Origin of the sequence: Micromonospora sp. NPDC047740, from assembly GCF_043204735.1 — a bacterium.
In the GTDB taxonomy this organism is placed as follows: domain Bacteria; phylum Actinomycetota; class Actinomycetes; order Mycobacteriales; family Micromonosporaceae; genus Micromonospora.
This window is the reverse complement of record NZ_JBIDCT010000002.1, coordinates 329,711-351,652: the sequence shown is the minus strand read 5'-3', so window position 1 is coordinate 351,652 and position 21,942 is coordinate 329,711. Positions and strand designations below refer to the sequence as shown.

Here is a 21,942-nt window from a genome sequence, read left to right as displayed (position 1 = left end):
ATCGCCAGCTCGTGAAGAATTCCTTCACATGGCGGCGTGGGCGACGACGGGCGGACGGTCAACCGACCGTCGAGCCGAACACCTCGTCGCGCACCGCGTCGAGCGCGGTGCGCAGCGCCCCGCGCAGGATCGGCTCCTCGGTGAGCCCGGTGGTGACCACCCGCGGCCGGACCAGGGTGATCGCCGCCACCTCGTGCTGCACCCGCTCGGCCAGCGCCGCCCCGCCCGCCTGCCCCACGTCGCCGGCGAGCACCACCAACGGCGGGTCGAGCACCACGCAGGTGCTGGCCACCCCGAGGGCCAGCCGCCGGGCCAACTCGTCCAGCATCGGCCCGCCGGCCGTGCCGGCGGCGATGGCGGCACGCACCGCGTCGGCCGCACTCTCCGCGGCGAAGCCCTGCTCGGCGGCCACCGCACGGACCGCGTCGGCGCCCGCGAGCTGCTGGAACGCCGGCTTGGCCCGCTTCGAGACGTCCCGCGGAATGGGTACGCCGGGCACCGGCAGGTAGCCGATCTCGCCGGCCGCGCCGCTGCTGCCGTGGTGCAGCCGGCCACCGAGCACGATCGCCAGGCCGACGCCGGCGCCCACCCAGACCAGGACGAAGTCCGAGACGCCCTGCGCCGCGCCGGACTGGGCCTCGGCGACGGCGGCCAGGTTGACGTCGTTCTCGAAGACCACCGGGGTGTGCAGGTCCTCGCGGAGCGCGGCGAGCAGGCCGCGGTGCCAGCGCGGCAGGTTGAACGCGAAGGTGATGTCGCCGGTGCCCGGGTCCACCAGGCCGGGGGTGCCGAGCACGATCCGCCGTACGCTCGACAGCTCCGCGCCGGCGCTGCTCGCCGCCTCGACCACCGCGTTGTGCACCACGCCCACCGGGTCGTCGGTGTCCTTCGTCGACTGCTCGACCCGGCCGATCACCGCCCCGGTGATGTCGGCGCAGGCCGCCACCACCCGCTCGGCGTCGACGTCCACGCCGACCACGTACGCGCTGCCGGGCCGGACCGCGTAGAGCTGGGCGTTCGGGCCCCGCCCGCCGGCCTGCTCGCCGACCCGGGTGACCAGGCCGCGCTCTTCCAGCCGCTCGACGAGCTGGGACGCGGTCACCTTGGAGAGCCCGGTCAGCTCGCCGAGCCGGGCCCGGGTGAGCGGCCCGCGTTCGAGGAGCAGTTCCAGCGCCGCGCGGTCGTTGAGCGCCCGCAACAGGCGGGGGGTGCCGGGCAGCCGGGTCGCACTCATGCCAGGTCCTCTATTTTCAGTAAAGTTTGCTAACCACAAAAAGTCCTGCCGAGGGGTGTCCGCTAGCGTATCGGCCGCTCCGATCCGGAGTCGTCGGACGACCCGGCAGGGAAAGGGGAAACTCGTGGGCCTGGATCCAGGACTCCGTCGGCTGGCGCTGGGCACGTTGCTGGCCGCGTACCCCGGCCCGGTCCCGCCCGACTGGGCGGTGGACCTGCTCGCCGAAGGGCTCGCCGGGCACACCCTGTTCGGCACCAACATCCACGACCCGGCCCAGGTGGCGGCGACCACCGCCGAGCTGCGCGCCGGCCGCCCGGACGCGATCATCGCGATCGACGAGGAGGGCGGCGACGTCACCCGGCTGGCCCACGCCACCGGCAGCCCGTACCCGGGCAACGCGGCGCTCGGCGCGGTCGACGACGTGACGCTGACCCGCCAGGTGTACGCGGCGATCGGCGCCGAACTGGCCGCGCTCGGCATCACCCTCGACCTGGCGCCGACGGTCGATGTGAACACCGCCGACGAGAACCCGGTGATCGGCACCCGCTCCTTCGGGGCCGACCCACTCCGGGTGGCCGCCCACTCGGCCGCCGCAGTGGCCGGCCTCCAGTCCGCCGGCGTCGCCGCCTGCGCCAAGCACTTCCCCGGCCACGGCGCGACCGTCGCCGACTCGCACTACGAACTGCCCACCGTCGACGTGCCCCCGGCGGTGCTGCGCGCGCGGGACCTGCCGCCCTTCGCCGCGGTGGTCGACGCCGGGGTACGCGCCGTCATGACCGCGCACATCCGGGTGCCGGCGCTGACCGACGACGGTCCGGCCACGTTCAGCCGGGCCGTCCTGGTCGACCTGCTGCGCGGCGAGTACGGCTTCACCGGCGCCGTGATCACCGACGCGCTGGAGATGAAGGGGGCCGCGCTGGCCGCGGGCGGGGTCGGTCCGGCCGCCGTACGCGCGCTGGCCGCCGGCGCGGACCTGCTCTGCATCGGCGCCAAGGTGGACGCCGACCTGGTGGAGTTGGTGGTCGAGGAGATCGTCGGCGCGCTCGGCGACGGTCGGCTGGACCGGGCCCGGGTCGAGGAGGCGGCGGGCCGTGCCGCCGAACTGGCCGCCTGGACCGGGACGGCCGGCACGCCGACCAGCGGCCCGGACGGCCTCGGCTACGCCGCCGCCCTGCGCGCGGTACGCGTCGAGGGCGACGTCACCGGCCTGACCGCGCCGCTGGTGGTGCAGGTGCACGCCGCCTCGACCATCGCCGAGGGCCGGGTGCCGTGGGGGCTCGGGCCGCACCTGGCCCGGGCCGAGGAGGTCCGCGCCGTCGCGGGCGAGACCGACCCGGACGAGCTGCGCCGGCGGGCCGGGGACCGACCCATCGTGCTGGTCGGCCGCCACCTGCACCGGCTGCCCGGGGCGCGGGAACTGGTCGAGGCGCTGGCTGCCGCGCACCCGGTGACCGTGGTGGAGATGGGCTGGCCGGGTGCCTGGCGGCCCGCCGGCGCCCGCGCCTTCGTCACCACGTACGGCGCCAGCCACGCCAACGGCCGGGCCGCGGCGGAGGTGCTCGGCCTGACCGGCTGAGCCGCCCCACCGCGGCGATCGCCCGCCGAGCGCGGGCCGGGCCCTCCGCTCGGCGTCGTTGTGTCGGACGCCCCCGCCGGGCGCTGCCCACACGGGCGCCCGCCCGGTGAGCGTTCGTGGGCGACGGACTGGTGACTGTGCGGCCCTACAGAGCTGATGGCGCAAACGATTCAGCCCGGTCGCCCGGGCCGAGTCGTTCACGCCATCAGCTCGAAAGGGCCCGACGAGGACCACCTCCGCCGGACCGATCCGTTCACGTCATCAAGTTCGTAGCGCCGGGCAGGCAGCTCCGACGGCATGCTTTCCGACTTCGCCGACCGCCGGCTCCCCTTCGCAGCGTCGCGGCGGGGCCCTTCGACGGGATCGGTTGCGCCTTCCCGACCGCCGCCTCCCCGGCGCGGCCGGTGGTTCGGCCGCGCGGTCTCGCGTCGACGCCGCCCCTCTCTTGAACACGTTCAAATCCTGTCGTACGCTGAGCGCGACCTCGATTTGAACGCGTTCAAGAAGGGCGACGAGATGGACGTGAAGGTCTGGATGTACCTGGCCTACCTCGCGGTCAGCATTGGTCTGACCGTCTGGGTGGCCCGGGCGCTGTCCCGCAACGGGTTGGTCTTCCTGGAGGACGTCTTCGCCGACAAGCGGCTGGCGGACGCGGTCAACAGCCTGCTGGTGGTCGGCTTCTACCTGCTCAACCTCGGCTACGTGACGGTGGCGATGAAGGAGGCCGACGCGGTGGGCACCACCAGCCAGGCGCTGGAGGAACTGTCCATGAAGGTGGGGTGGGTGCTGCTGGTCCTCGGCGCGCTGCACTTCTTCAACGTGTTCGCGCTCGGCCGGTACCGGCGCGGTCGGCTCCGCCAGCAGGCGGCCGCCGCCCACCCACCGCTCGCCCCGGTGGGCTACCTGCCCGCGCAGCCCGGCGCCCGGCCGGTCAACCCCGCGGGCTTGGCGCCCCAGGCCGGCCCGACACCATCCAGCGGGCCCACGCCACCGGCCGGCCCGACGCCACCGGTGCGATGACGCTCGTACCAGGCGGACCGGCGGATCCCACCGGGCACGGGGCCGGTGGGATCCGCTGGTTCACCGTCCTCTACGACGCGCACTGCCCGCTGTGCCGGGCCGCCCGGCAGTGGCTCGCGTCGCGCGCTCAGCTCGTACCCCTGGAGTTCGTGCCGGCCGGCTCGGCGGAGGCCCGGCGGCGCTTCCCCGGGCTGGACCACGACGCGACCCTGCGGGACCTGACCGTGGTGGCCGACACCGGCGCGGTGTACGCGGGCGACGGTGCCTGGTTCGCCTGCCTCTGGGCGCTGGCCGACCACCGCCGGACCGCGGACCGGCTGGCCCGCCGCGACCTGCTGCCGCTGGCGCGGCGGGTGGTGGCGACCGCCTCCTCGGTACGCGAACTGGTCCGCCAGCCCTGGCCGGACCCGGGATACGGTGACCACGATGACCGAGCAGACTGCGTCGACGACCGGTGCGGATGGCCCGACCACCGGGGCGACGGCCCGGGGTGAGCAGACCCGGCAGCTGATCCTGGACACCGCGATGCGGCTGTTCCGCGAGCGGGGCTATGCCCGCACCACCATGCGGGCGATCGCCCAGGAGGCTGGCGTGGCGGTGGGCAACGCCTACTACTACTTCGGCTCGAAGGAACACCTGATCCAGGAGTTCTACGCGGGCACCCAGCACGAGCACCGGGCGGCGGCCGCGCCGACGCTGGCCCGGGAGCGGGAGTTCGCCGCCCGGCTGGCCGGGGTGCTGCACGCCGGGGTGGACGTGCTGACGCCGTACCACTCGTTCGCGGCCACCTTCTTCAAGACGGCGGCGGAGCCGACCTCGCCGCTCAGCCCGTTCTCGTCGGAGTCGTCCGAGCCACAGGAGGCGTCGATCGCGCTCTTCCGCGAGGTGCTGGAGGGCTCCACCGCCCGGGTGGACGCCGAACTGCGGCCGGCGCTGCCGGAGCTGCTCTGGCTGGCGTACATGGGCGTGGTGCTCTACTGGGTGCACGACCGCTCGCCGGGGCAGGTGAAGACGCGGCAGTTGATCGACGGTGCGGTGCCGCTGGTCGATCGGCTGGTGGGGCTGTCCCGGCTCCGGGTGCTGCGCCCCGTGACCCGCCAGGTGCTCACCCTCATCCACACGCTGCGTCACTGACCAGCGAAGGCCGCCAGCTCCGACTAAACCGCAGGTCAAGTCCATTACCGGACAGCACCCAACCGCCGATCACCCCTTGCTACGGCAGCAGGCCAACACTTAGCGTTACCCGTGACGGGGCCTGGGAGGAGAGGCTGCGGACCGTGGATCCGGCCCGGGATTCACGGTCCGCGCCCACCCGTATCCGCGCCCACCGGTGGTCAGCGGGGGAAGACGCCGTACGAGGTCCAGCCCCGGTCCGGGAAGCCGGCCGCCTCGGCCACCCGGGCTGAGGCGTGGTTGTCGAAGTTGTGCAGATAGGTGGGCACCGCTCCCTCGTCGAGCACCCGCCGGGCCGCCTGCGCGACCAGCCGCCGGGCCAGCCCTCGTCCCCGGGCGCCCGGCACCGTGCCGACGGCCAGCTCGTGCCCGTACGTGTCGTGCCGCTTGATCCCCGCGCCGGCCAGGTACCGCCCGTCGGCGTCGCGTACCACCAGCACCTCCCCGTCGAAGAGCCGCAGCCAGGGCGGCAGACCGGGCGCGGTCGGCGGGATCCACTCGCCGGCGTCGGGCAGCGGTGCCGGGGCGGTGCTCCACCGGAACCTGCCGGCGTGGGTGGTGAACTCCGGCAGCCCGACCGCCGCCGGCAGGGCGGGCAGCAGCTCGTCGAGCGGCCGCGCGGACCCGAGGGCCCGGACCGCGGGCACCCGGTCGGGTGGCACCGAGAGGATCGCACAGTCGGGCGACGCGACAGCGAGGGCGGGCCGCAGCCGGCCGTCCCAGGCCGGCCGGGCCCGGCGGTGCGAGCGGACCACGTGCAGCCCGGGCCCGGCCGGCCACTGCCCCAGCCAGGTCGCCAGGTGCAGGAACAACCGCCGGTCCAGCACGCGGCACACCTCCTCGCCTGGCCGCCACGCTTGTCGTGATCACGGTACGCCCGCCCCGGCCGTAAGTAACTCGCAATAGATCCACTAACCGGTCCGTCGATACGCTGACCCCCACGACGGGAGGTACGCGGTGGCGCAGCGGGTACTGGTGGTCGACGACGACCGGACGGTCGCCGACGTGGTCTGCCGCTACCTGGAGCACGCGGGCTACGAGGTGAGCCACGTCGGGGACGGGGCCGCCGCGCTCGCCGCCGTGGCCCGGCACCCGCCCCAGCTGGTGGTGCTCGACCTGATGCTGCCGGTGCTGGACGGGCTGGAGGTGTGCCGACGGCTGCGCGAGCGGCCGGACAGCTTACCCATCGTCATGTTGACCGCGCGCGGCGACGAGGCCGACCGGATCCTCGGCCTGCAACTGGGCGCGGACGACTACCTGAGCAAGCCGTTCTCCCCCCGGGAACTGGTGCTGCGGGTCCGCTCCGTGCTGCGCCGGGTCGGCGGCGAGCCGCCCGGCGTACCCGCCGAGGTGCTGACCGACGACGGCCTGGCGGTGGAGACCGGGCCCCGGGTGGCCCGGCTGCACGGCCGGGAGCTGACCCTGACGCTGCGCGAGTTCGACCTGCTGGCGCACCTGATGCGGCACCCGGCGCGGGCGTTCCGAAGGGCCGAACTGCTGGAGCGGGTGTGGGGCTGGAGCTTCGGCGACCAGTCCACCGTGACGGTCCACGTGCGACGACTGCGGGAGAAGATCGAGGCGGACCCGGCGAACCCGCGCCGGATCGTCACCGTCTGGGGCATCGGCTACCGCTATGAGCCGGGCGATGCGTGACCTGGCGCTGATCTTCGGGGTGGCGCTGGTCGCGGCGCTCGGCGTCGGGCTGGTCGGCGCGATCGCCCTGCGGCTGTTGCGTGGGCGGTCGATCATCGGACACATCGTCGTGCTGCTGACCGTCACGGTGAGCGCGGTGGTGGCCGGGGTGGCGGTGGTCGCCGAGGCGATGTTCCTCTCCCCGCACGACCTGGAGGTGGTGCTGATCACCGTCTCGGCCGCCGCGGTGGTGAGCCTCGCGGTCGGCTGGCTCTTCGGCCGCCGGCTGGCCGCCGCCGCGGTCTGGGCGGACCAGGCGCGGGAGCGGGAGCGGCGGATCGAAAAGGGCCGCCGGGACCTGGTCGCCTGGGTCTCGCACGACCTGCGTACCCCGCTCGCCGGCCTGCGGGCGATGGCCGAGGCGCTGGAGGACGCGGTGGTCCACGACCCGGGGACGGTGGCCGAATACCACCGCCGGATCCGGTTGGAGACCGACCGGATGACCCGGCTGGTGGACGACCTGTTCGAGCTCTCCCGGATCAACGCGGGCGCGCTGCGGCTGTCGCTGTCCGCGGTGCCGCTCGGCGACGTGGTCTCGGACGCCCTGGCCAGCACCGCGCCGCTGGCCGCCGCCCGGCGGATCCGGCTGGTGGCCGCCGAGTCGGGCTGGCCGACGGTGGCCGCGAGCGAGCCGGAGCTGGCTCGGGTGGTGGGCAACCTGCTGCTCAACGCGGTCCGCTACACCCCGGAGGACGGCACCGTACGGGTGGATGCCGGCCGCGACTCCGACATCGCGTGGCTGGCCGTGACGGACACCTGCGGTGGCATCCCCGAGGGGGACCTGCCCCGCCTGTTCGACGTGGCGTTCCGGGGTGAGCCGGCGCGGACCCCGAGCGCCGGCAACGGCGGCGTCGAGGGATCGGGCGGGCTGGGGCTGGCCATCGTCCACGGTCTGATTGACGCGCACGGCGGGCGGGTAGACGTACAGAACGTCGCCGGCGGCTGCCGATTCGTCGTCCGGTTACCGGCGACGGGAACCTGACGCATCGACGCTGCGTCATATCCATTTCCATACATGGACAAATTTCTTTGGGACGGTAAGGGTCATGCCGAATCAGCCGAATGACCGGTACCAGCAGGAAATTGAGCGCAGCTGGCCGGCTGCCGGGCCGGCCGAAGGGTTTCCGGCGCAGCCGGCCCACCGGGAGGCCCGGAGCGCCGGCCAGCTCTCCTGGGCGGAGCTGAACGCGCTGCCGGCCGGCACCTCGACCCGGCACGGCCTCAACAGCCGCTGACGTCCGGCCCGCCGGACGGGGCGGCGGCGACACACCCGGGCGCTCCACCCGGGATCTTCGCACATGTGTGCGGTAGCGTCTTGTGGTCCGAATCCCGGTCTACGACAGGAGAAGCTCCGCGCATGGGCAAGAAGACGATCCACGTCTCCGACTTCAGTGGCACGGTGCTGCGCGCCGACGACGAGGTGGTCAAGGTCGTCGTGCTGGAGCACCCTGACCTGGTCGCCGGGCCCGTGCAACTGGACGCCACTCCCGTCGAGGTGGAGAGCATCGACGACGCGGCGCTCGACGTGGCGGTGGTCGAGATCCACGACAAGCACGGCGGCGGCGAGCCGCGCCGGGTGGTGCTGACCGCCAGCGAGTTCGACGCGATGGCGACCGACGTGCCGATGGCGCAGCTCCTGCGTACCGCCGAGCGGGTCAAGCCGCCGAAGGCACGGCGGAGCGCGGAGAAGGTCGACTACGGCACCATCGAGCACGCCGGGAAGCCGCATCGCGGCCGGGTCACCGAGGAAGAGGCCCGGCTGGTGCGCGAGCGCCTCGACGAGGTCAACAAGCGACTCGCCGACGCCGGCATCCGCCAGATCGACCCGGCCGACCCGGAGCACGCCGAGCGGTACGGCTTCCCCATCGCCGACTGACAGCCCCGCCACGCCGGGTACGCGCCCCGAGCCGCGTACCCGGCCGGCGGTACCCGTGCCGTCGGTGCCCGCCATGGGCACCGTCGTGCCAGCTCCGACTCTGCCGGCCGGGAATCGTCCGGGGCTCCCCCCAGGCGGGGGAGCCGGATCCCCCGCGGGCGGATCAGCGCCGCCGCGCGATCTCGGCGAGGGCGCCGCTGACCGCTGCCTCCATGGTGGTTTTCTCCAGCCCCAGGCCGGTCAGCACCCCGTCGCCGCCCTCCTCCTCGATGAGAGCGAGCAGGAGGTGCTCGGTACCGATGTAGTTGTGGCCGAGCCGCAGCGCCTCCCGGAAGGTGAGCTCCAGGACCTTCTTGCCGCGCGCGTCGTAGGGAATCAGATCCGGGAGCTGGTCGGCCTTGGCCGGCAGAGCCGCGGTGAGCACCTCCCGCAGCCGCTCCTGGGGTACGCCCTGCGCCTCGATCAGCCGGGCGGCGAGCCCGTCCGGCTCGGCGAGCAGGCCGAGGGCGAGATGTTCCGGACCGATCTCGGCGTTGCCGGCGGTACGCGCCTCCTCCTGCGAGGCCAGCACCACGTTGCGCGCCCGCGTGGTGAAGCGGCCGAACCCGGCGTTCGGGTCGAGCGCAGCGGCCGTCTCGGCCTTCGCCGCGGACCGCTTCTGGGCGGCCTGCTTGCTGACCCCCATGCTGCGGCCGATCTCCGTCCAGGAGGCGCCCGAGCGCCGGGCCTGGTCGACGAAGTGGCCGATCAGGTGGTCGGCGATGTCGCCCAGGTGGTCGGCCACCAGCACGGCGTCGGCGAGCTGGTCCAGCGCGTCGGCGTGCGCCTTCTTGATGCCTTCGATCAGGTCGTCGAGGCGTACGGGATGGGTCATCTTCAAAGGCTCCGTCATACGTCAACCATAAGTTGACGGCCGCCCAGCGTCAACCACTGGTTGACGGGGTGGGAGCGCAGCCGGCCCCCCGGCTTTTCAGCCGGTCGGGTCAACGGCGGTTACGACCACACCGCAAGTTCGTTCAGCTCGGCTATCTCATAACCGCGCTGCTGGGACAGCCGGACGTACCTGGCGTTGACTCCGGCCGGCAGGGCGACCTTGAGGAAACGCGACCAGCTGGCCTCGGCCCGTTGCGACCAGGCGCTTCCGTCGTCGCTCGTTTCGATCACGACCGGGCTGGAAGCGGACAGGCCATGCGCGAAAACCGCCGCGACCGGACGGCGGGCACCGAGGTCGATCTGCAGGAAGATATTGGCTTGGCAGGCTTTTGCCGAGCTGGTCGGCTGAGGGGTTGACGGGACCTCGGAGCCGTTCATTGGCTGGCACCCCTGGTGCCGATAGGACGGTCCGTACGCGCCGTCGGTCAGGGAACACGGTACGAGGGGTATCGGCCGGCCCCGCTGGTCGGCGACCGCGCACTCCTGGTCACGTGACCGGGGCGGCCCGAGAGCCCCGACCAACCCGACGCGCTGACTGTCATGGAGCGTGGTGAAGGTCGTGCCGTTGTCCCTGACCTGGGCGGTGGCAGTGAGGTAGAGGTAGCCCCGCAGATCCCCGATGGCCCGCGCGTCCAACGCCTCGCCCGGCCGCACGTCCTCGGCCTCCCACACCACGTCGTTGGCTTCGTTGTCGGCGACTGCGGTGGCCTTGTACCGCGGGGATGCTCGATCCGTCAGGGCTGGACGGCCCGACCACTTCACGCTGACCTCTCTGGGGTCTGGACGTACGGCCAGGTCCGCCGGCTCCCAGAAGGCAAGCGCCGGTACGACGAGCTGGGTGCGCTGGATCTTGAACCGGGCATGCAGCGCCGGCCCGCTCGCCGTATCGCCAGGAAGTTGGGCGCTGAGCCCCATGGTCGACGCGGTATTGAACGTGCCCTGGGTATCCCGACCGGTGAGCCGGAACGTGTACGTGCCGGCACTGTCGGTCTTCGCCTTACGGACGCCCTTGCACACGTCCACGGCGCGAGCCAGACACAGCAGCCCAAGACTCGTGACCGTGGCCAAGATGCCGCCGACGACCTCTGCGGCGTCCGGTTCCTTGTAGAGCACGACGCTCACCCCGGCCGCCGGTGCACCGTCGGATCGAGTCAGCCGCCCGGAAACAGTCACCTCGGCGTCGTCAGGAACCTTGCTGGCCGTACAACCCGCGACGAGCAGGGCAACCAGGGTGAAAGAAGCGACCAGCCGGCGGCGAAGAATGGGACCGGAGGCTCGCATGACGGAATCGTATAGTGAAATGCGTTTCCACCGCTCTCACCCCGCGATGGATGCTCAGCGGAAAGCGGTCAGGCCCGGTCCACGTGGTCCGGGCCTGACTGTGTTACTGCTGGTGCGCCGCCAGGGACTCGAACCCCGAACCCGCGGATTAAGAGTCCGCTGCTCTGCCAGTTGAGCTAGCGGCGCTCGCTGGCAACGGGGAGAAACGGTAACACGCCCCCGACCGGAGACGGCGGGAGTACCCGCACCCGCTACGGGCGGATCACCCGTGGGTGCAAAGCCAGGAAACCGACCTTGCGGCGTTCCTATGCTGGTCCCGGCCGGCGCATGCGGGTCAGGCGACCGAGGCTGGGGAAGGACGATGTCATGGCCATGCTGAGCCGCCGGGACATGCTCAAGCTCGGCGTCCTGGGGACCGCCGCGGCGACGTTACCGTTCGAACGCGGCGCCACGGCGGCCAACGGCGTGAGCCGCATCGCGGAGAGCAGGCTGCCCGCGCCCTTCACCGTTCCGTTCGCGTCGCCGCCGGTGGCGAGGCCGGTCTGGCGGGCCACCGACGACGGCTACGACTTCTACGAGATCAAGCAGCAGGCCACCCAGGCGGAGGTCCTGCCCGGGTACAAGAGCGACCTCTGGGCCTACAACGGGGTCCCGGCCGGCCCGACGATAAAGGTGCGGCGCGGGCGGCCCGCGGTGGTCCGCCAGATCAACAACCTGCCCGGCCGGCACCCGACGCTCGGCTACCAGGTGATGACGTCGACCCACCTGCACGGCTCGGGCTCGTTGCCGCAGTACGACGGATATGCCAACGACGTCACCGGGCCGGGCCAGTGGAAGGACTACCACTACCCGAACCACCAGGATGCTCGGACGCTGTGGTATCACGACCACGGCCTCCACCACACCGCGGAGAACGCCTACATGGGCCTCGCGGCGATGTACATCATGACCGACGAGTTGGAGCAGGGCCTGCCGATCCCGCACGGCGACTACGACGTGCCGCTGATCATCCAGGACACGATGTTCGACGAGCGCGGCAGCATGATCTACGACGACCACGGCCACTCCGGGCTCTACGGCGACGTGATCCTGGTCAACGGCAGGCCCTGGCCCGTGATGAAGGTGGAGCGCCGCAAGTACCGCTTTCGTTTCTTGAACGCCTCGCTGTCCCGCGGGTACACCTTCCGGCTCAGCACCGGTGACCCGTTCTGGATCATCGGCACGGACGGCGGCCTGATGCAGTTCCCTCAGCGGACCACGACGTTCCGGCAGAGCATGGCCGAGCGGTACGAGGTCGTCATCGACTTCGCCACGTACCGCACTGGTGAGCGGATCGTCCTGGAGAACCTCGGGGTGCAGAACGCCGTCGACTACGACGGCACCCGGAACGTGATGGCCTTCGACGTGGTCGGCGATGCCACCGATCTGCGCGGCAACGCGATCCCGGACCTGCTCAACCCGAAGCCGCCGGCGATGGACCTGGTCGAGACGCCGAACCTGAGGACCCGCCGGTTCGAGTTCGTGCGGGCCGACGGCCAGTGGGCGATCAACGGCAAGACCTGGCACGACGCGGCGGACTCCGGGTACGAGTACGTGTGGGCGGACCCGGGCCTGAACGACACCGAGATCTGGGAGTTCGTCAACACCTCGGGCGGCTGGTTCCACCCGGTGCACGTCCATCTGATCGACTTCAAGATCCTGGATCGCAACGGCAAGCCGCCGTTCGACTACGAGCTCGGTCCCAAGGACACCGTGTACGTGGGCGAGAACGAGACGGTACGGGTCATCGCAAGGTTCGGGCCGCACCAGGGCAAGTACATGATCCACTGCCACAACCTGGTGCACGAGGATCACGACATGATGGCCCAGTTCCGGGTGGGGCCTCCCGGCGGGGGCGATGACCCGGTCAAGGCCGCCCCCTGCCGTGACCTGCCCGCCCCGGAGTTGTGACGGCCGAAACCTTCACGTCCCCAGAAATGACGTCTGGGCACCCATCCGTTGAGGATGAATGCCCAGATGTTTGCTGGTGCGCCGCCAGGGACTCGAACCCCGAACCCGCGGATTAAGAGTCCGCTGCTCTGCCAGTTGAGCTAGCGGCGCTCGCTGGCAACGGGGAGAACATTAGCACGGCCCCCGACCCGGGTTCCAATCCGATCCCGGGCTCCCCCCTTCGGCCGAGCTTAACGGGCAGAACCGTACAAAATCTCCCGCCCGCAGGCGCAAGGGGCCCAACGCCATGGCAGCGATACGGCACGATGTGCGCCAGGCACGCGAGAACAGAGGTGGGGATGGGCAGGTTCGGGCGGGCCGGGGCGATGCTGGGCGCTCTGGTTCTCACGGCGTCGCTGGCACTGACCGGCTGCGGGGGCGACGAGAAGAAGCCGGCAGCCGGGGCTGACGGGCAGCAGCAGGTCGTACCGGGCGCCATAGCGGGCAGCCCGACCAGCGAACCGGCGGGCACAGCTGCGGCACCGTTGAAGGTGAACCCGACCGACGGGTCGGACAAGCGCCCGGTCAGCACCGAGATCAGCGCGACCGTTCCCGGCGGCGGGAAGGTGTCGGAGGTGGTGCTCACCGCGGCGAACGGCACCACCGTGGCGGGCCGGCTGCGGCGCGACGGCTCTTCCTGGGTGCCCTCCGCCCCGCTGAAGTACGCCACCCGGTACACCGCCACGGTCACCGGCACCGGCACCGACGGCCAGACCCACCAGGGCACCAGCACCTTCACCACGATGGCCAAGCCGAAGTCGATGATCGGCTCCGGGCTCTACCTGTTCAGCGGCAAGACGTACGGCGTGGCGATGCCGGTGGTCGCCGAGTTCTCGCCGGGCATCCCGAAGAAGGACCGGGCCGCGGTGCAGAAGCGGATGTTCGTGCAGACCGATCCGCCGCAGCCGGGCGCGTGGCACTGGGTCGACAACGGCACGCAGGCGTACTACCGGGCACCGGAGTACTGGAAGCCGGGCACCACGATCACCGTACGGCTGGCGCTGGCCGGGATCCCGCTGAGCAACGGCCGCTACGGCAACGTCGACCGGAGCGCGACCGCGAAGATCGGGCGCGCCTTCGAGATGAAGGTCGACAACGCGACCAAGAAGATGAGCGTGTACGAGAACGGCGCCCTGGTCCGCACCCTGCCGGTGAGCCTCGGCAAGAAGAGCACCCCCTCCTCCAGCGGCACCATGGTGGTGATGGAGAAGAAGGAGTCGACGGTCTTCGACACCCGGGACGACCCGGACCCGCAGAACCGGTACGTCACGAAGATCGACTTCGCTCAGCGGATCACCTGGGGTGGCGAGTACATCCACGCCGCGCCCTGGTCCGAGGGCGTGCAGGGGCGTCGGAACGTGTCGCACGGCTGCGTGAACGTCTCGATGGCGAGCGGACGGTGGCTGTTCGGCCAGACCCTGGTCGGCGACCCGATCACCGTCCGGGGCACCGAGCGGAAGCTGGCGCCGGGCAACGGCTGGACGGCGTGGAGCATGAACTGGTCGCAGTTCGTCGCGGGCAGCGCGCTGCCGGTGCCCGACGGGGGTTCGGGACCGGCCTTCTGAATGATCGGCGGCGGCGCGGTGGCACCCGCCGGGCCACCGCCTGCGGCCGTCAGGCCGCGCCGGACCGAGGCAGAGACGAGCCCGGTTCATGAAGCGCCGTAACATACCCGAATCGTTACGTCGCGCCCGGCGTGTTTCGGTTCACTTCCGGCAACGGGTAAGGGTACCCGCGCGTCTGTAGAGGACGATGGGACCGGGGATGACGACTGTGGGGGAACCATGCGAGCTAGCCAGGATGAGTTGATCCGGCGCGGCACCGCCCGGCGCGGCACGGGGCGCCGGATGTTCGCTGCCGCGGTGCTCGCCGCCGCGATGGCGCTGACCTCCGCCTGCACCGGCGGCGGTGGCGGCGGCGACAAGCCGTCGAGCTGGCATGGCGGGGAGGAGGGCCCGAAGGCGGCCGCCACCATCAGCGAGCCCGTGGCCGACGCCAAGGACGTGCCCGCCTCGACCGCCATCACCTTCACCACGAAGGAGGCGAAGGAGACCGCCGTCGAGCTCAAGGACTCCGCCGGCACGGTCGTCGAGGGCGCGCTCGCGGAGGACGGGAAGAGCTGGCTCCCCGCCGGTGCCCTGAAGTACGGCGAGACGTACACCGCGACGGTGACCGCGACCGGCGACGACGGCAAGCCGGCGACGGCGACCAGCACCTTCACCACCATGGCCAAGCCGGGCAAGCAGGTCCGGGTCAGCAGTTTCCTCGCCGACAACCAGGTGGTCGGCGTGGGCATGCCGCTGATCGTCAGGTTCAGCCGGGCCATCCCGCAGGACTACCGGGACGACGTGCAACGCCGGATGACGGTCACCGCGAAGCCGGCCCAGGAGGGCATCTGGCACTGGGCGAGCCCCACCGAGGTGCGCTACCGGCCGAAGACGTTCTGGCGGGCCAACAGCACGGTGTCGTACCGGGTGCAGGCGGGCGGGCTCCCGCTCGGCGACGGCTGGTACGGCCGAGCCGACCTGACCGTCGACATCAAGATCGGCCCGTCGTTCGTCATGACCGTCGAGAACCGCACCAAGCGGATGACGGTCACCAAGGACGGCAAGGTGATCCGGACGATCCCGGTGAGTCTCGGCAAGAAGACCACCCCGTCGTCCAGCGGCACCATGGTGGTGATCGAGAAGCTCCGCAAGACGGTCTTCGACACCCGCGAGGAGCTGGGCCCGGAGGAGGGCTACCGCACCGACATCGACTTCGCCCAGCGGCTCACCTGGGGCGGCGAGTTCATCCACGCCGCGCCCTGGTCGGAGGGGGTGCAGGGCCGGGTCAACGTCTCGCACGGCTGCGTGAACGTCTCGATGAAGGAGGGCGCCTGGCTCTTCGCCAACACCCGGATCGGCGATCCGATCACGGTGAAGGGCACCGAGCGCAAGCTCCAGAACGGCAACGGCTGGACCGACTGGAACATGAGCTGGGACGAGTACGTCAAGGGCAGCGCTCTGCCGTACGAGCCGCCGGCGCAGCCCGGTGACGACACCAGCCCGAGCGCGGACCCGAGCGCCACGCCGAACGCCTGACCAACGCGTACCCGGAGCCCCTTCCCGACGGAGGGGGCTCCGGCGCTTCTCGGCCCTGAAACGGCTGAGGCCCCCTCCCGGAAGAGGGGGCCTCAGTTGCTGGGGTGACTGATGGGAATTGAACCCACGACAACCGGGACCACAACCCGGTGCTCTGCCAACTGAGCTACAGCCACCATGCTCTCCGCGCCGGTCGACCCGGGCGGGGCGCGGACTAATAATAGCCACACCCCTGCCGTCCCCGTCCACCGGGTTCCGGTCGGCCGCCGGGCGGAGGCTCAGAGCTGGGCGGCGATCGCCTTGGCGCTCTCCACGTCCGGGCCGGGCAGCGGGACGAAGATGGTCCGCCGGTAGTACTCCAGCTCCCGGATGCTCTCCCGGATGTCCGCCAGGGCCCGGTGGGCCAGCCCCTTCTGCGGCTGGCCGAAGTACACCCGTGGGTACCAGCGCCGGCAGAGCTCCTTGATCGAGGAGACGTCGATCATCCGGTAGTGCAGGTGCGCGTCGAGGCGGGGCATGTCCCGGGCGATGAACCCACGGTCGGTGGCGATCGAGTTGCCGCACAGCGGCGCGCTGCCGGAGTCCTTGACGTACGTGGTGATGTAGTCGAGCACCATGTCCTCGGCCTCGGCGAGGGTGACCGTGGAACGGCGGGCGGCCTCGGTGAGCCCGGACTTGGCGTGCATGGTCTGCACGATCTCCGGCATCCCGTCCAGCGCCGCGTCGTCGGCGTGGATGACCACGTCCACGCCCTCCCCGAGCACGTTCAGGTCGGGGTCGGTGACGAGCGCGGCGACCTCGATCAGCGCGTCCCGGCCGAGGTCCAACCCGGTCATCTCACAGTCGATCCAGACGAGAAGATCAGCCACCGGATCAGACTACGCGCCACCGATCCGCCCGCGCCTCGGCACCATGGCAGAGATGGACCAGTAGGGTTTGCCCCGTGCCAGCCGAACCTGTCGCACCACCCGCCGTCACCGAGGACGATCCGGGCGGCCGTACGGCCCGTCGGCTCGTCACGGTGGTGGCGCTCGCGGCGGTGCTGCCGGCGCTCTACCTGCCCGGCACGGTCCACGACTTCTTCGACCTGAAGATCTACATGCGGGCGATGGACTGGTGGGCGGCCGGCCACCCGCTCTACGACTACGTCCAGCCGGACCGGGTGCAGGGGGCGCTCTACTTCACCTACCCACCGTTCGCCGCGCTGCTGCTGCGGCCGTTCGCGCTGTTACCGCTCGGCGCCACCGTGACCATCTTCACGGTGCTGACCGTGCTGGGCGTGGTGGTGACGACCCGCTGGCTGGTGATCCCGGTCATCAAGCGGCACGACCTGCCCCGGCTGTTCACCCTCACGGTGGCCGTGCTGCTGGTGTTCGCGGTGGAGAGCACCCGGGAGACCCTCACCTTCGGGCAGATCAACATGCTGCTGGTGGTGCTGATCCTGGCCGACCTGCTCTTCGCCGTACCCGGGGGGCGGTCCTGGGCCGGGGTGGGCGTGGGGTTGGCGGCGGCGCTCAAGCTCTTTCCCGGCATCTTCGTGCTCTACCTGCTGGCCACCCGGCGCTGGCGGGCGGCGGTGGTCGCCTCGGCGACCGCGGCGCTGGCCACCCTGCTGGCCGCGGCGGTGGCGCCGAGCGACTCGTGGCGGTTCTGGACCCACGAGCTGTGGGCGACCGACCGGGTGGGTCGCACCGACTACACCGGGAACCAGTCGCTGTTCGGCCTGCTCAGCCGGATCACCGCCCCGGAGAAGCCGGCTCAGCTGCCCTGGCTGCTGCTGGTCGTCGTGGTCGCCGGGTACGGGCTGTGGCGGGCCGCCCGCGCCGCCCGGGCCGGGGACGCGTTGGTCGGGGTCACCCTGACCGGCCTGGTCGGCGGCCTGGTCAGCCCGATCACCTGGACGCACCACCTGTACTGGTTCATCCCGGCGGTGGTGGTGCTGGTCGACTCGGCGCTGGACGCCGACCGGGGCACGGTGGCGGGTGCCCGGCGGCGCCGCTGGCAGCTCAGCGTCGCGATCGGCGGCGCCTTCGTGATCATCTACGGGGTGGTCACCTTCCTGGACTGGGGGGTGGCGCCGGCGCGTACCGACAGCTTCGGCGAGTTCGTCGCGCGCAACGCGTACGTGCTGCTCAGCCTGGTGCTGCTGGCGGCGCTGCCAACCCGGCGGCCGGCCAGGGACCGGACCGGGGCAAGCTGAAACTTGCACCAAATGGACAGACATCGCGACCAGCGGCGTTCGGCGCTAATCTGGTCACAACTACCTCAAGTTTCTCCCAGGTAGCACCGATTCCCCCGGTGACGGTGGCCCTCCGCGTCGGCAGCGCGGAGGGCCACCCGCCGTTGTCGGCCTGACACAGGGCCGGTTTCCCGAAACCACGCCCCAGGCAGCCGGCCCGAGGGGGTGGCGACACCACGCCGCAGGAAGCCGGCGCTATCCGTCGGCGGGCTCCAGCGCGTCCGGCCCGGCGTCCAGCGGCGACGCCGCCCGTGGCGGGACCTCCACCGGACGGGGGGCCGCCGGCATGGCGGCCGGGGGCCAGGACCACGCCGGATCGGCGGGCAGGTCCGCCAGGGTCTTCGGGCGCCCGCTCGGCACCGGGCCGATCGCGGCCCGGGACCGCGCGGTGGGCGCCGAGCCGACGGCGACCAGCTGCCGCTCCGGCCAGGCCGGCCGCTCCCCCACCCCGTCGGGCGTACCCAGCCCGCTGAGCGAGCTGACCCCGAGCCGTCCGGCGAGCACCGGCACCTGGTCAGGCTCGACGACGAAGACCACCTCGCGCGGGCGGACCGGGCGCAGCAGGAGCAGCACGGCGAGCACCACCAGCAGCACCCCACCGGCGAGCAGCGCCCACGCCATCCCGGGGAACCAGCCGGCGCGCAGCTCGGCACGCAGGTCCAGGGCGAGGTCGGCCCGCGCGTCCGGCCGCATCACCACCAGGCTCAGCGACCGGCCGGCCAGCTCGGCGGGGCTCCACTCCAGCGCGCCGATCCCCTCGCGTGCCCAGAAGCCCTGCTCGGCGGGGACGGTGGCGGCGGTGCCGGCGGTGGCCGGGCCGGCAGGCTCCAGGCGGACCGGCAGCGGGCCGCGGGCCAACGCGACCCGGCTGACGGTGGCGTGCGGGGCGGCCGCCAGCCAGCGGGCCACCTGGTCGGCCGGGGCCAGGCCGAGGAAGGCCGGCCCGTCGGCGGTCCGCGCGATCAGCCGTAGGCGGGCCTGTGCGGTCCGGGCGAAGGGCGCCTCGGCGCGGAGCAGGTCGTCCACGTCGGTGACCACGACGGCCTGCCCGGGCGTGCGGATCGTCTCGAAGCGGGCGCCGAAGCCGCCGTCCGGGTTCGCGTGCCGGGCCGCGGTCCAGAGCCCGGCCCCCACGAGGAGCGCCGGGATTCCCACAGCCAACAGCAGCATGCCGGCGATCGTTCGCACGAACCGCATTCGCGTCCTCTCCCTCGGTAGCCAACCACCCGCCGACCTTACCGACGCGAACCGCACAATCGCCGGATATCCACGGCAAGCACCCCCAGGACCGCAGAAAGCACGCCGGCCCGTCGGAAGATCCGACGGGCCGGCGGCACCTGCGCAGGTCAGGACTTCGGCGTGGGCTCCCGACGGGTACGCAGGAAGGCGAGCCCACCGAGGACCAGACCGGCGAGGCCGGCGACCAGACCGACCACGCCGAGGGCCGTGCCGGCGCTCCCGTCGGAGTCGTCGTCACCGCCGGACGCGGCCGGCGAGGCGTTCGCGGCCACGTTCGCCGCCGGCGAGGCGGACGGCGACGCGGCGGTCAGCTTAAGGACCGGGGCCGGGTGCTCCGGCTCCTCCTTGCCCGGCGTCGGTACCTCGATCCAGCGGGACACATTACCGTCCGAGTAGGTCTGGATCACCTTGAACACCATCTGGTCGACCTGCGGCAGCGGCCCCATCGACACCGGGAACTCCTGGAACTCGCCCGGCTTGACCCCGCCGCCCGACGCCGCGGTGAAGGTCAGCTTGGCCACCGCCTCGGTGAGCTGGCTGCCGTGCACGTCGATCGGCGGGTCGACCTTGCGCTTCTCCGCCTGCACCGTCCACCCCGGCACCGGCATGGTGGAGACCGAGCCGACCGGTGCGTCCTCCGGCAGGAAGACCTCCACCTTGGTGGTCGAGGCCGTGTCGCTCTCGTTCGGCACCCGGAAGGCGAAGCGGCCGTAGCCACCCTGGGTCGCCTCCTTCGGGTTGACCGTGACGTGCGCCGAGGCCGGCCCGGCGAGGCCGAGCACGGCGGTGGCGACGGCGGCGAGGGCGAGCGCGGCCGCGGTGGCGGGACGCCGAAGACGGAACATGGGCGGAAGCCTCTCCTACTTGATCGGCACGGTGGCGGTCACCGTGGCCTGGTCGATGTCGGACGTGCGGACGGTGAATCGGAACACCCACTGCCCCGCCGCCGGCAGGTTGATCTCACCGGTGGCGTGGTTGTCGGTCAGCGGCAGCAGCGGGATCTCGATCGGCTCGATCCCGGCCGACGGCAGCGCGGCGGTGGCCTTCCACTCCTGCACCGGCTGCGGTCGGTTGTCGCTGGTGTACGCGTACAGGTGCATCGAGTTGTTGCCGCGCTGGGCCGGGTCCAGCTCCACCTGCAGCGAGTAGAGCGGGCTGGTCAGCGTGGTGGAGAAGTAGCCGGTGGGTGTACCGGCCACGTTGGCGGCCTCGGTGCGGGCCGGCGTGGTCTGCACCAGGTTGGCCGTGACGCCGAGCACCACCGCGGTGATCGCCAGCTCGGCCACCACCGCCCGGCGCATCGAACCGGGCCGGCCCGCCGCGGTGCGCCGCCGCACCAGCGACCGGGAGTACGCGGCCACCCCGATCACCAGCACGAACAGAGCGATCTTGGCGAGCAGCAACTGCCCGTACGTGGTGTCGAAAAGCGCCTGCGGGGTGGCCACCTCGATCAGCCCCTGCACGGTGCCGGCGAGCAGCAGCGCCGCGACCGCCAGGGCCGCCCAGCGGGACCAGATCGGCAGGATCGCGTCCAGCTCCCGCTCGTCGGCCCGGCGCAGCAGGAAGACCGCGAGCATCACCAGGCCGCCCAGCCAGACGGCCATGCTGCCCAGGTGCACCGCGTCCACCACGACCGAGACCGCCGGCACCGGCGAGGCGGCCGGGTGGCCGGCCAGCGGCCAGGTGAACAGCGCCGCCCCGCCGAGGATGGCCAGGATGATCCCGTCGGTCCGGCCGACCGGCCCGGCAAAGAGCGGCCGCAGCAGGAACGCCGCCGCGGCGAGCAGACCGAGCCGGACCAGGTGCGCGGTGCCGTACGCACTGCCCAGCACGTCGCCGAAACCGGACCCGGTGACGGCGAACAGGCCACCACCGGCCGTGTACGGCACCTGCAACCACAGCTCGGCCACGGTCGCGACGGCCAGCAGGCCCAGGCCCGACCAGGCCAGCCGGGCCGGCCCGCGTCGGGACAGCCGGCGCGGCCAGAGCAGGGCCAGCACCAGGGCCGGGCCGACCAGCAGCAGCAGACCCAGGTAGCCGACGTACTTCGCCACCTTCACCGCGTTCTCCACCACCGGATTCGCGCGGCTGTCCGTACCGGTGTCGGTCGGTGGCGTCGACGGGGCGCCCACCGAGTAGGTGAAGGCGCCGGAGACCGGGTGGCTGTCGGCGGAGATCACCCGGTAGCTGACCAGGTAGGTGCCACGCGCGCCGGACGGGTCGACCGGGATGGTCACCACCGTGTCCTTGAACGTCGGCTCGCCCCGGTCGGCCCGGGAGCCGTCGGGGGCGATCACCCGGATCTTGCCCGGGACCTTGCGGACCCCCTCGCTGAAGGTCAGCACCACCTCGGCCGGCGCGCCGGGCACCACGGCGGAGGCGGTCGGGCTGGTGCTCACCAGCACCGCGTGGGCGCTGGCCGGGGTGGCCGGGGCGACCAGCAGGGCGACCAGGACGACCAGCAGGCCGGCGACGATCCCCAGCCGGGCGGCCCAGTGGCGGTCGGCGGCGGCCCGTCGGTCGGCCCGGCGGCGGTCGGCGGCGGGCACGGGCCGGCGGCGTACGGCAGCAGTCATGACCAACATGCTTCCCGACGCGACCGGCGAT

20 protein-coding genes and 3 tRNA genes are annotated in these 21,942 nt (G+C 72.2%); 12 read left to right on the top strand and 11 right to left on the bottom strand.

The genetic code is table 11. From position 1 onward, the window contains the following. Window positions 1–58 precede the first annotated feature (58 nt). Window positions 59–1,234 (bottom strand): ROK family transcriptional regulator, encoded by a 1,176-nt coding sequence (locus ACGF4F_RS06200; protein ID WP_357433931.1) that lies wholly within the window; start codon window positions 1,232–1,234, stop codon window positions 59–61. A gap of 124 nt (window positions 1,235–1,358) precedes the next feature. Between ACGF4F_RS06200 and ACGF4F_RS06195 the strand changes: the two genes are divergently transcribed. The 4 genes from ACGF4F_RS06195 (at window position 1,359) to ACGF4F_RS06180 (ending at window position 4,964) form a co-directional block, all read left to right on the top strand. After that, entirely contained in the window at window positions 1,359–2,810 is a 1,452-nt protein-coding gene (locus tag ACGF4F_RS06195) for a glycoside hydrolase family 3 N-terminal domain-containing protein (protein WP_357433933.1), read from the top strand. Between the two features lie 516 nt (window positions 2,811–3,326). Next, the gene (locus ACGF4F_RS06190; RefSeq protein WP_357433935.1) at window positions 3,327–3,830 is read left to right on the top strand and encodes a hypothetical protein; all 504 of its coding nucleotides are present in this window, start codon (window positions 3,327–3,329) and stop codon (window positions 3,828–3,830) included. Next, complete coding sequence (locus ACGF4F_RS06185; protein WP_357433937.1) at window positions 3,827–4,324, top strand: DCC1-like thiol-disulfide oxidoreductase family protein; 498 nt, start codon at window positions 3,827–3,829, stop codon at window positions 4,322–4,324. Before ACGF4F_RS06190 ends, ACGF4F_RS06185 begins: the two co-directional genes overlap by 4 nt. Next, on the top strand, window positions 4,257–4,964 hold the full coding sequence (locus ACGF4F_RS06180) for a TetR family transcriptional regulator (protein WP_393075452.1): 708 nt from the start codon (window positions 4,257–4,259) through the stop codon (window positions 4,962–4,964). Before ACGF4F_RS06185 ends, ACGF4F_RS06180 begins: the two co-directional genes overlap by 68 nt. A 200-nt stretch (window positions 4,965–5,164) precedes the next feature. Here ACGF4F_RS06180 and ACGF4F_RS06175 read toward each other — a convergent pair whose 3' ends face one another. Further along, a complete protein-coding gene (locus ACGF4F_RS06175; protein WP_357433940.1) occupies window positions 5,165–5,830 on the bottom strand; it encodes a GNAT family N-acetyltransferase in 666 nt (221 codons plus the stop codon). A gap of 130 nt (window positions 5,831–5,960) precedes the next feature. Between ACGF4F_RS06175 and ACGF4F_RS06170 the strand changes: the two genes are divergently transcribed. The 4 genes from ACGF4F_RS06170 (at window position 5,961) to ACGF4F_RS06155 (ending at window position 8,571) form a co-directional block, all read left to right on the top strand. Next, entirely contained in the window at window positions 5,961–6,656 is a 696-nt protein-coding gene (locus tag ACGF4F_RS06170; protein WP_357433942.1) for a response regulator transcription factor, read from the top strand. Then, on the top strand, window positions 6,649–7,677 hold the full coding sequence (locus tag ACGF4F_RS06165; protein ID WP_357433944.1) for a HAMP domain-containing sensor histidine kinase: 1,029 nt from the start codon (window positions 6,649–6,651) through the stop codon (window positions 7,675–7,677). Before ACGF4F_RS06170 ends, ACGF4F_RS06165 begins: the two co-directional genes overlap by 8 nt. Window positions 7,678–7,741: 64 nt before the next feature. Then, window positions 7,742–7,930: a DNA repair protein gene (locus ACGF4F_RS06160; protein ID WP_073832407.1), complete on the top strand. Its 189-nt coding sequence runs from the start codon at window positions 7,742–7,744 to the stop codon at window positions 7,928–7,930. A gap of 122 nt (window positions 7,931–8,052) precedes the next feature. Continuing rightward, the gene (locus tag ACGF4F_RS06155) at window positions 8,053–8,571 is read left to right on the top strand and encodes a hypothetical protein (RefSeq protein WP_357433946.1); all 519 of its coding nucleotides are present in this window, start codon (window positions 8,053–8,055) and stop codon (window positions 8,569–8,571) included. A gap of 163 nt (window positions 8,572–8,734) precedes the next feature. On the opposite strand, the gene ACGF4F_RS06150 is transcribed toward ACGF4F_RS06155, so the two are convergent. The 3 genes from ACGF4F_RS06150 to ACGF4F_RS06140 form a co-directional block, all read right to left on the bottom strand. Then, window positions 8,735–9,463, bottom strand: coding sequence for a Clp protease N-terminal domain-containing protein (locus ACGF4F_RS06150; RefSeq protein WP_357433948.1), 729 nt, complete (start codon window positions 9,461–9,463; stop codon window positions 8,735–8,737). Window positions 9,464–9,564: 101 nt separating this feature from the next. Then, the gene (locus ACGF4F_RS06145) at window positions 9,565–10,785 is read right to left on the bottom strand and encodes a discoidin domain-containing protein (RefSeq protein WP_393075447.1); all 1,221 of its coding nucleotides are present in this window, start codon (window positions 10,783–10,785) and stop codon (window positions 9,565–9,567) included. Between the two features lie 110 nt (window positions 10,786–10,895). Continuing rightward, window positions 10,896–10,971: transfer RNA gene (locus ACGF4F_RS06140), tRNA-Lys, on the bottom strand. A gap of 180 nt (window positions 10,972–11,151) precedes the next feature. Here ACGF4F_RS06140 and ACGF4F_RS06135 point away from each other — a divergent pair. Then, window positions 11,152–12,735, top strand: coding sequence for a multicopper oxidase family protein (locus ACGF4F_RS06135; protein ID WP_393075445.1), 1,584 nt, complete (start codon window positions 11,152–11,154; stop codon window positions 12,733–12,735). Window positions 12,736–12,809: 74 nt separating this feature from the next. On the opposite strand, the gene ACGF4F_RS06130 is transcribed toward ACGF4F_RS06135, so the two are convergent. Beyond that, window positions 12,810–12,885: transfer RNA gene (locus tag ACGF4F_RS06130), tRNA-Lys, on the bottom strand. Window positions 12,886–13,073: 188 nt separating this feature from the next. On the opposite strand from ACGF4F_RS06130, the gene ACGF4F_RS06125 reads away from it, so the two are divergent. Then, on the top strand, window positions 13,074–14,339 hold the full coding sequence (locus tag ACGF4F_RS06125; RefSeq protein WP_393075442.1) for an Ig-like domain-containing protein: 1,266 nt from the start codon (window positions 13,074–13,076) through the stop codon (window positions 14,337–14,339). Between the two features lie 219 nt (window positions 14,340–14,558). After that, window positions 14,559–15,857, top strand: coding sequence for an Ig-like domain-containing protein (locus tag ACGF4F_RS06120; protein WP_357433956.1), 1,299 nt, complete (start codon window positions 14,559–14,561; stop codon window positions 15,855–15,857). 100 nt (window positions 15,858–15,957) lie between these two features. On the opposite strand, the gene ACGF4F_RS06115 is transcribed toward ACGF4F_RS06120, so the two are convergent. Both ACGF4F_RS06115 and orn read right to left on the bottom strand, forming a co-directional pair. Then, window positions 15,958–16,033, bottom strand: a tRNA-His gene (locus ACGF4F_RS06115). A 102-nt stretch (window positions 16,034–16,135) separates the two neighbouring features. Further along, window positions 16,136–16,726, bottom strand: a complete 591-nt coding sequence (gene orn, locus ACGF4F_RS06110) for an oligoribonuclease (protein ID WP_357433958.1) — start codon at window positions 16,724–16,726, stop codon at window positions 16,136–16,138. 74 nt (window positions 16,727–16,800) lie between these two features. On the opposite strand from orn, the gene ACGF4F_RS06105 reads away from it, so the two are divergent. Further along, complete coding sequence (locus tag ACGF4F_RS06105; protein WP_393075437.1) at window positions 16,801–18,057, top strand: glycosyltransferase 87 family protein; 1,257 nt, start codon at window positions 16,801–16,803, stop codon at window positions 18,055–18,057. A gap of 234 nt (window positions 18,058–18,291) precedes the next feature. On the opposite strand, the gene ACGF4F_RS06100 is transcribed toward ACGF4F_RS06105, so the two are convergent. From ACGF4F_RS06100 to ACGF4F_RS06090, 3 genes are all read right to left on the bottom strand, one after another. After that, window positions 18,292–19,293 (bottom strand): hypothetical protein, encoded by a 1,002-nt coding sequence (locus ACGF4F_RS06100; RefSeq protein WP_393075434.1) that lies wholly within the window; start codon window positions 19,291–19,293, stop codon window positions 18,292–18,294. Window positions 19,294–19,442: 149 nt separating this feature from the next. Beyond that, window positions 19,443–20,180 carry a YcnI family protein gene (locus ACGF4F_RS06095; RefSeq protein ID WP_393075432.1) on the bottom strand — a complete coding sequence of 246 codons (738 nt, stop codon included), beginning with the start codon at window positions 20,178–20,180 and terminating at the stop codon, window positions 19,443–19,445. Window positions 20,181–20,195: 15 nt separating this feature from the next. Next, entirely contained in the window at window positions 20,196–21,911 is a 1,716-nt protein-coding gene (locus ACGF4F_RS06090) for a copper resistance CopC/CopD family protein (protein WP_393075431.1), read from the bottom strand. Window positions 21,912–21,942: the final 31 nt, after the last annotated feature.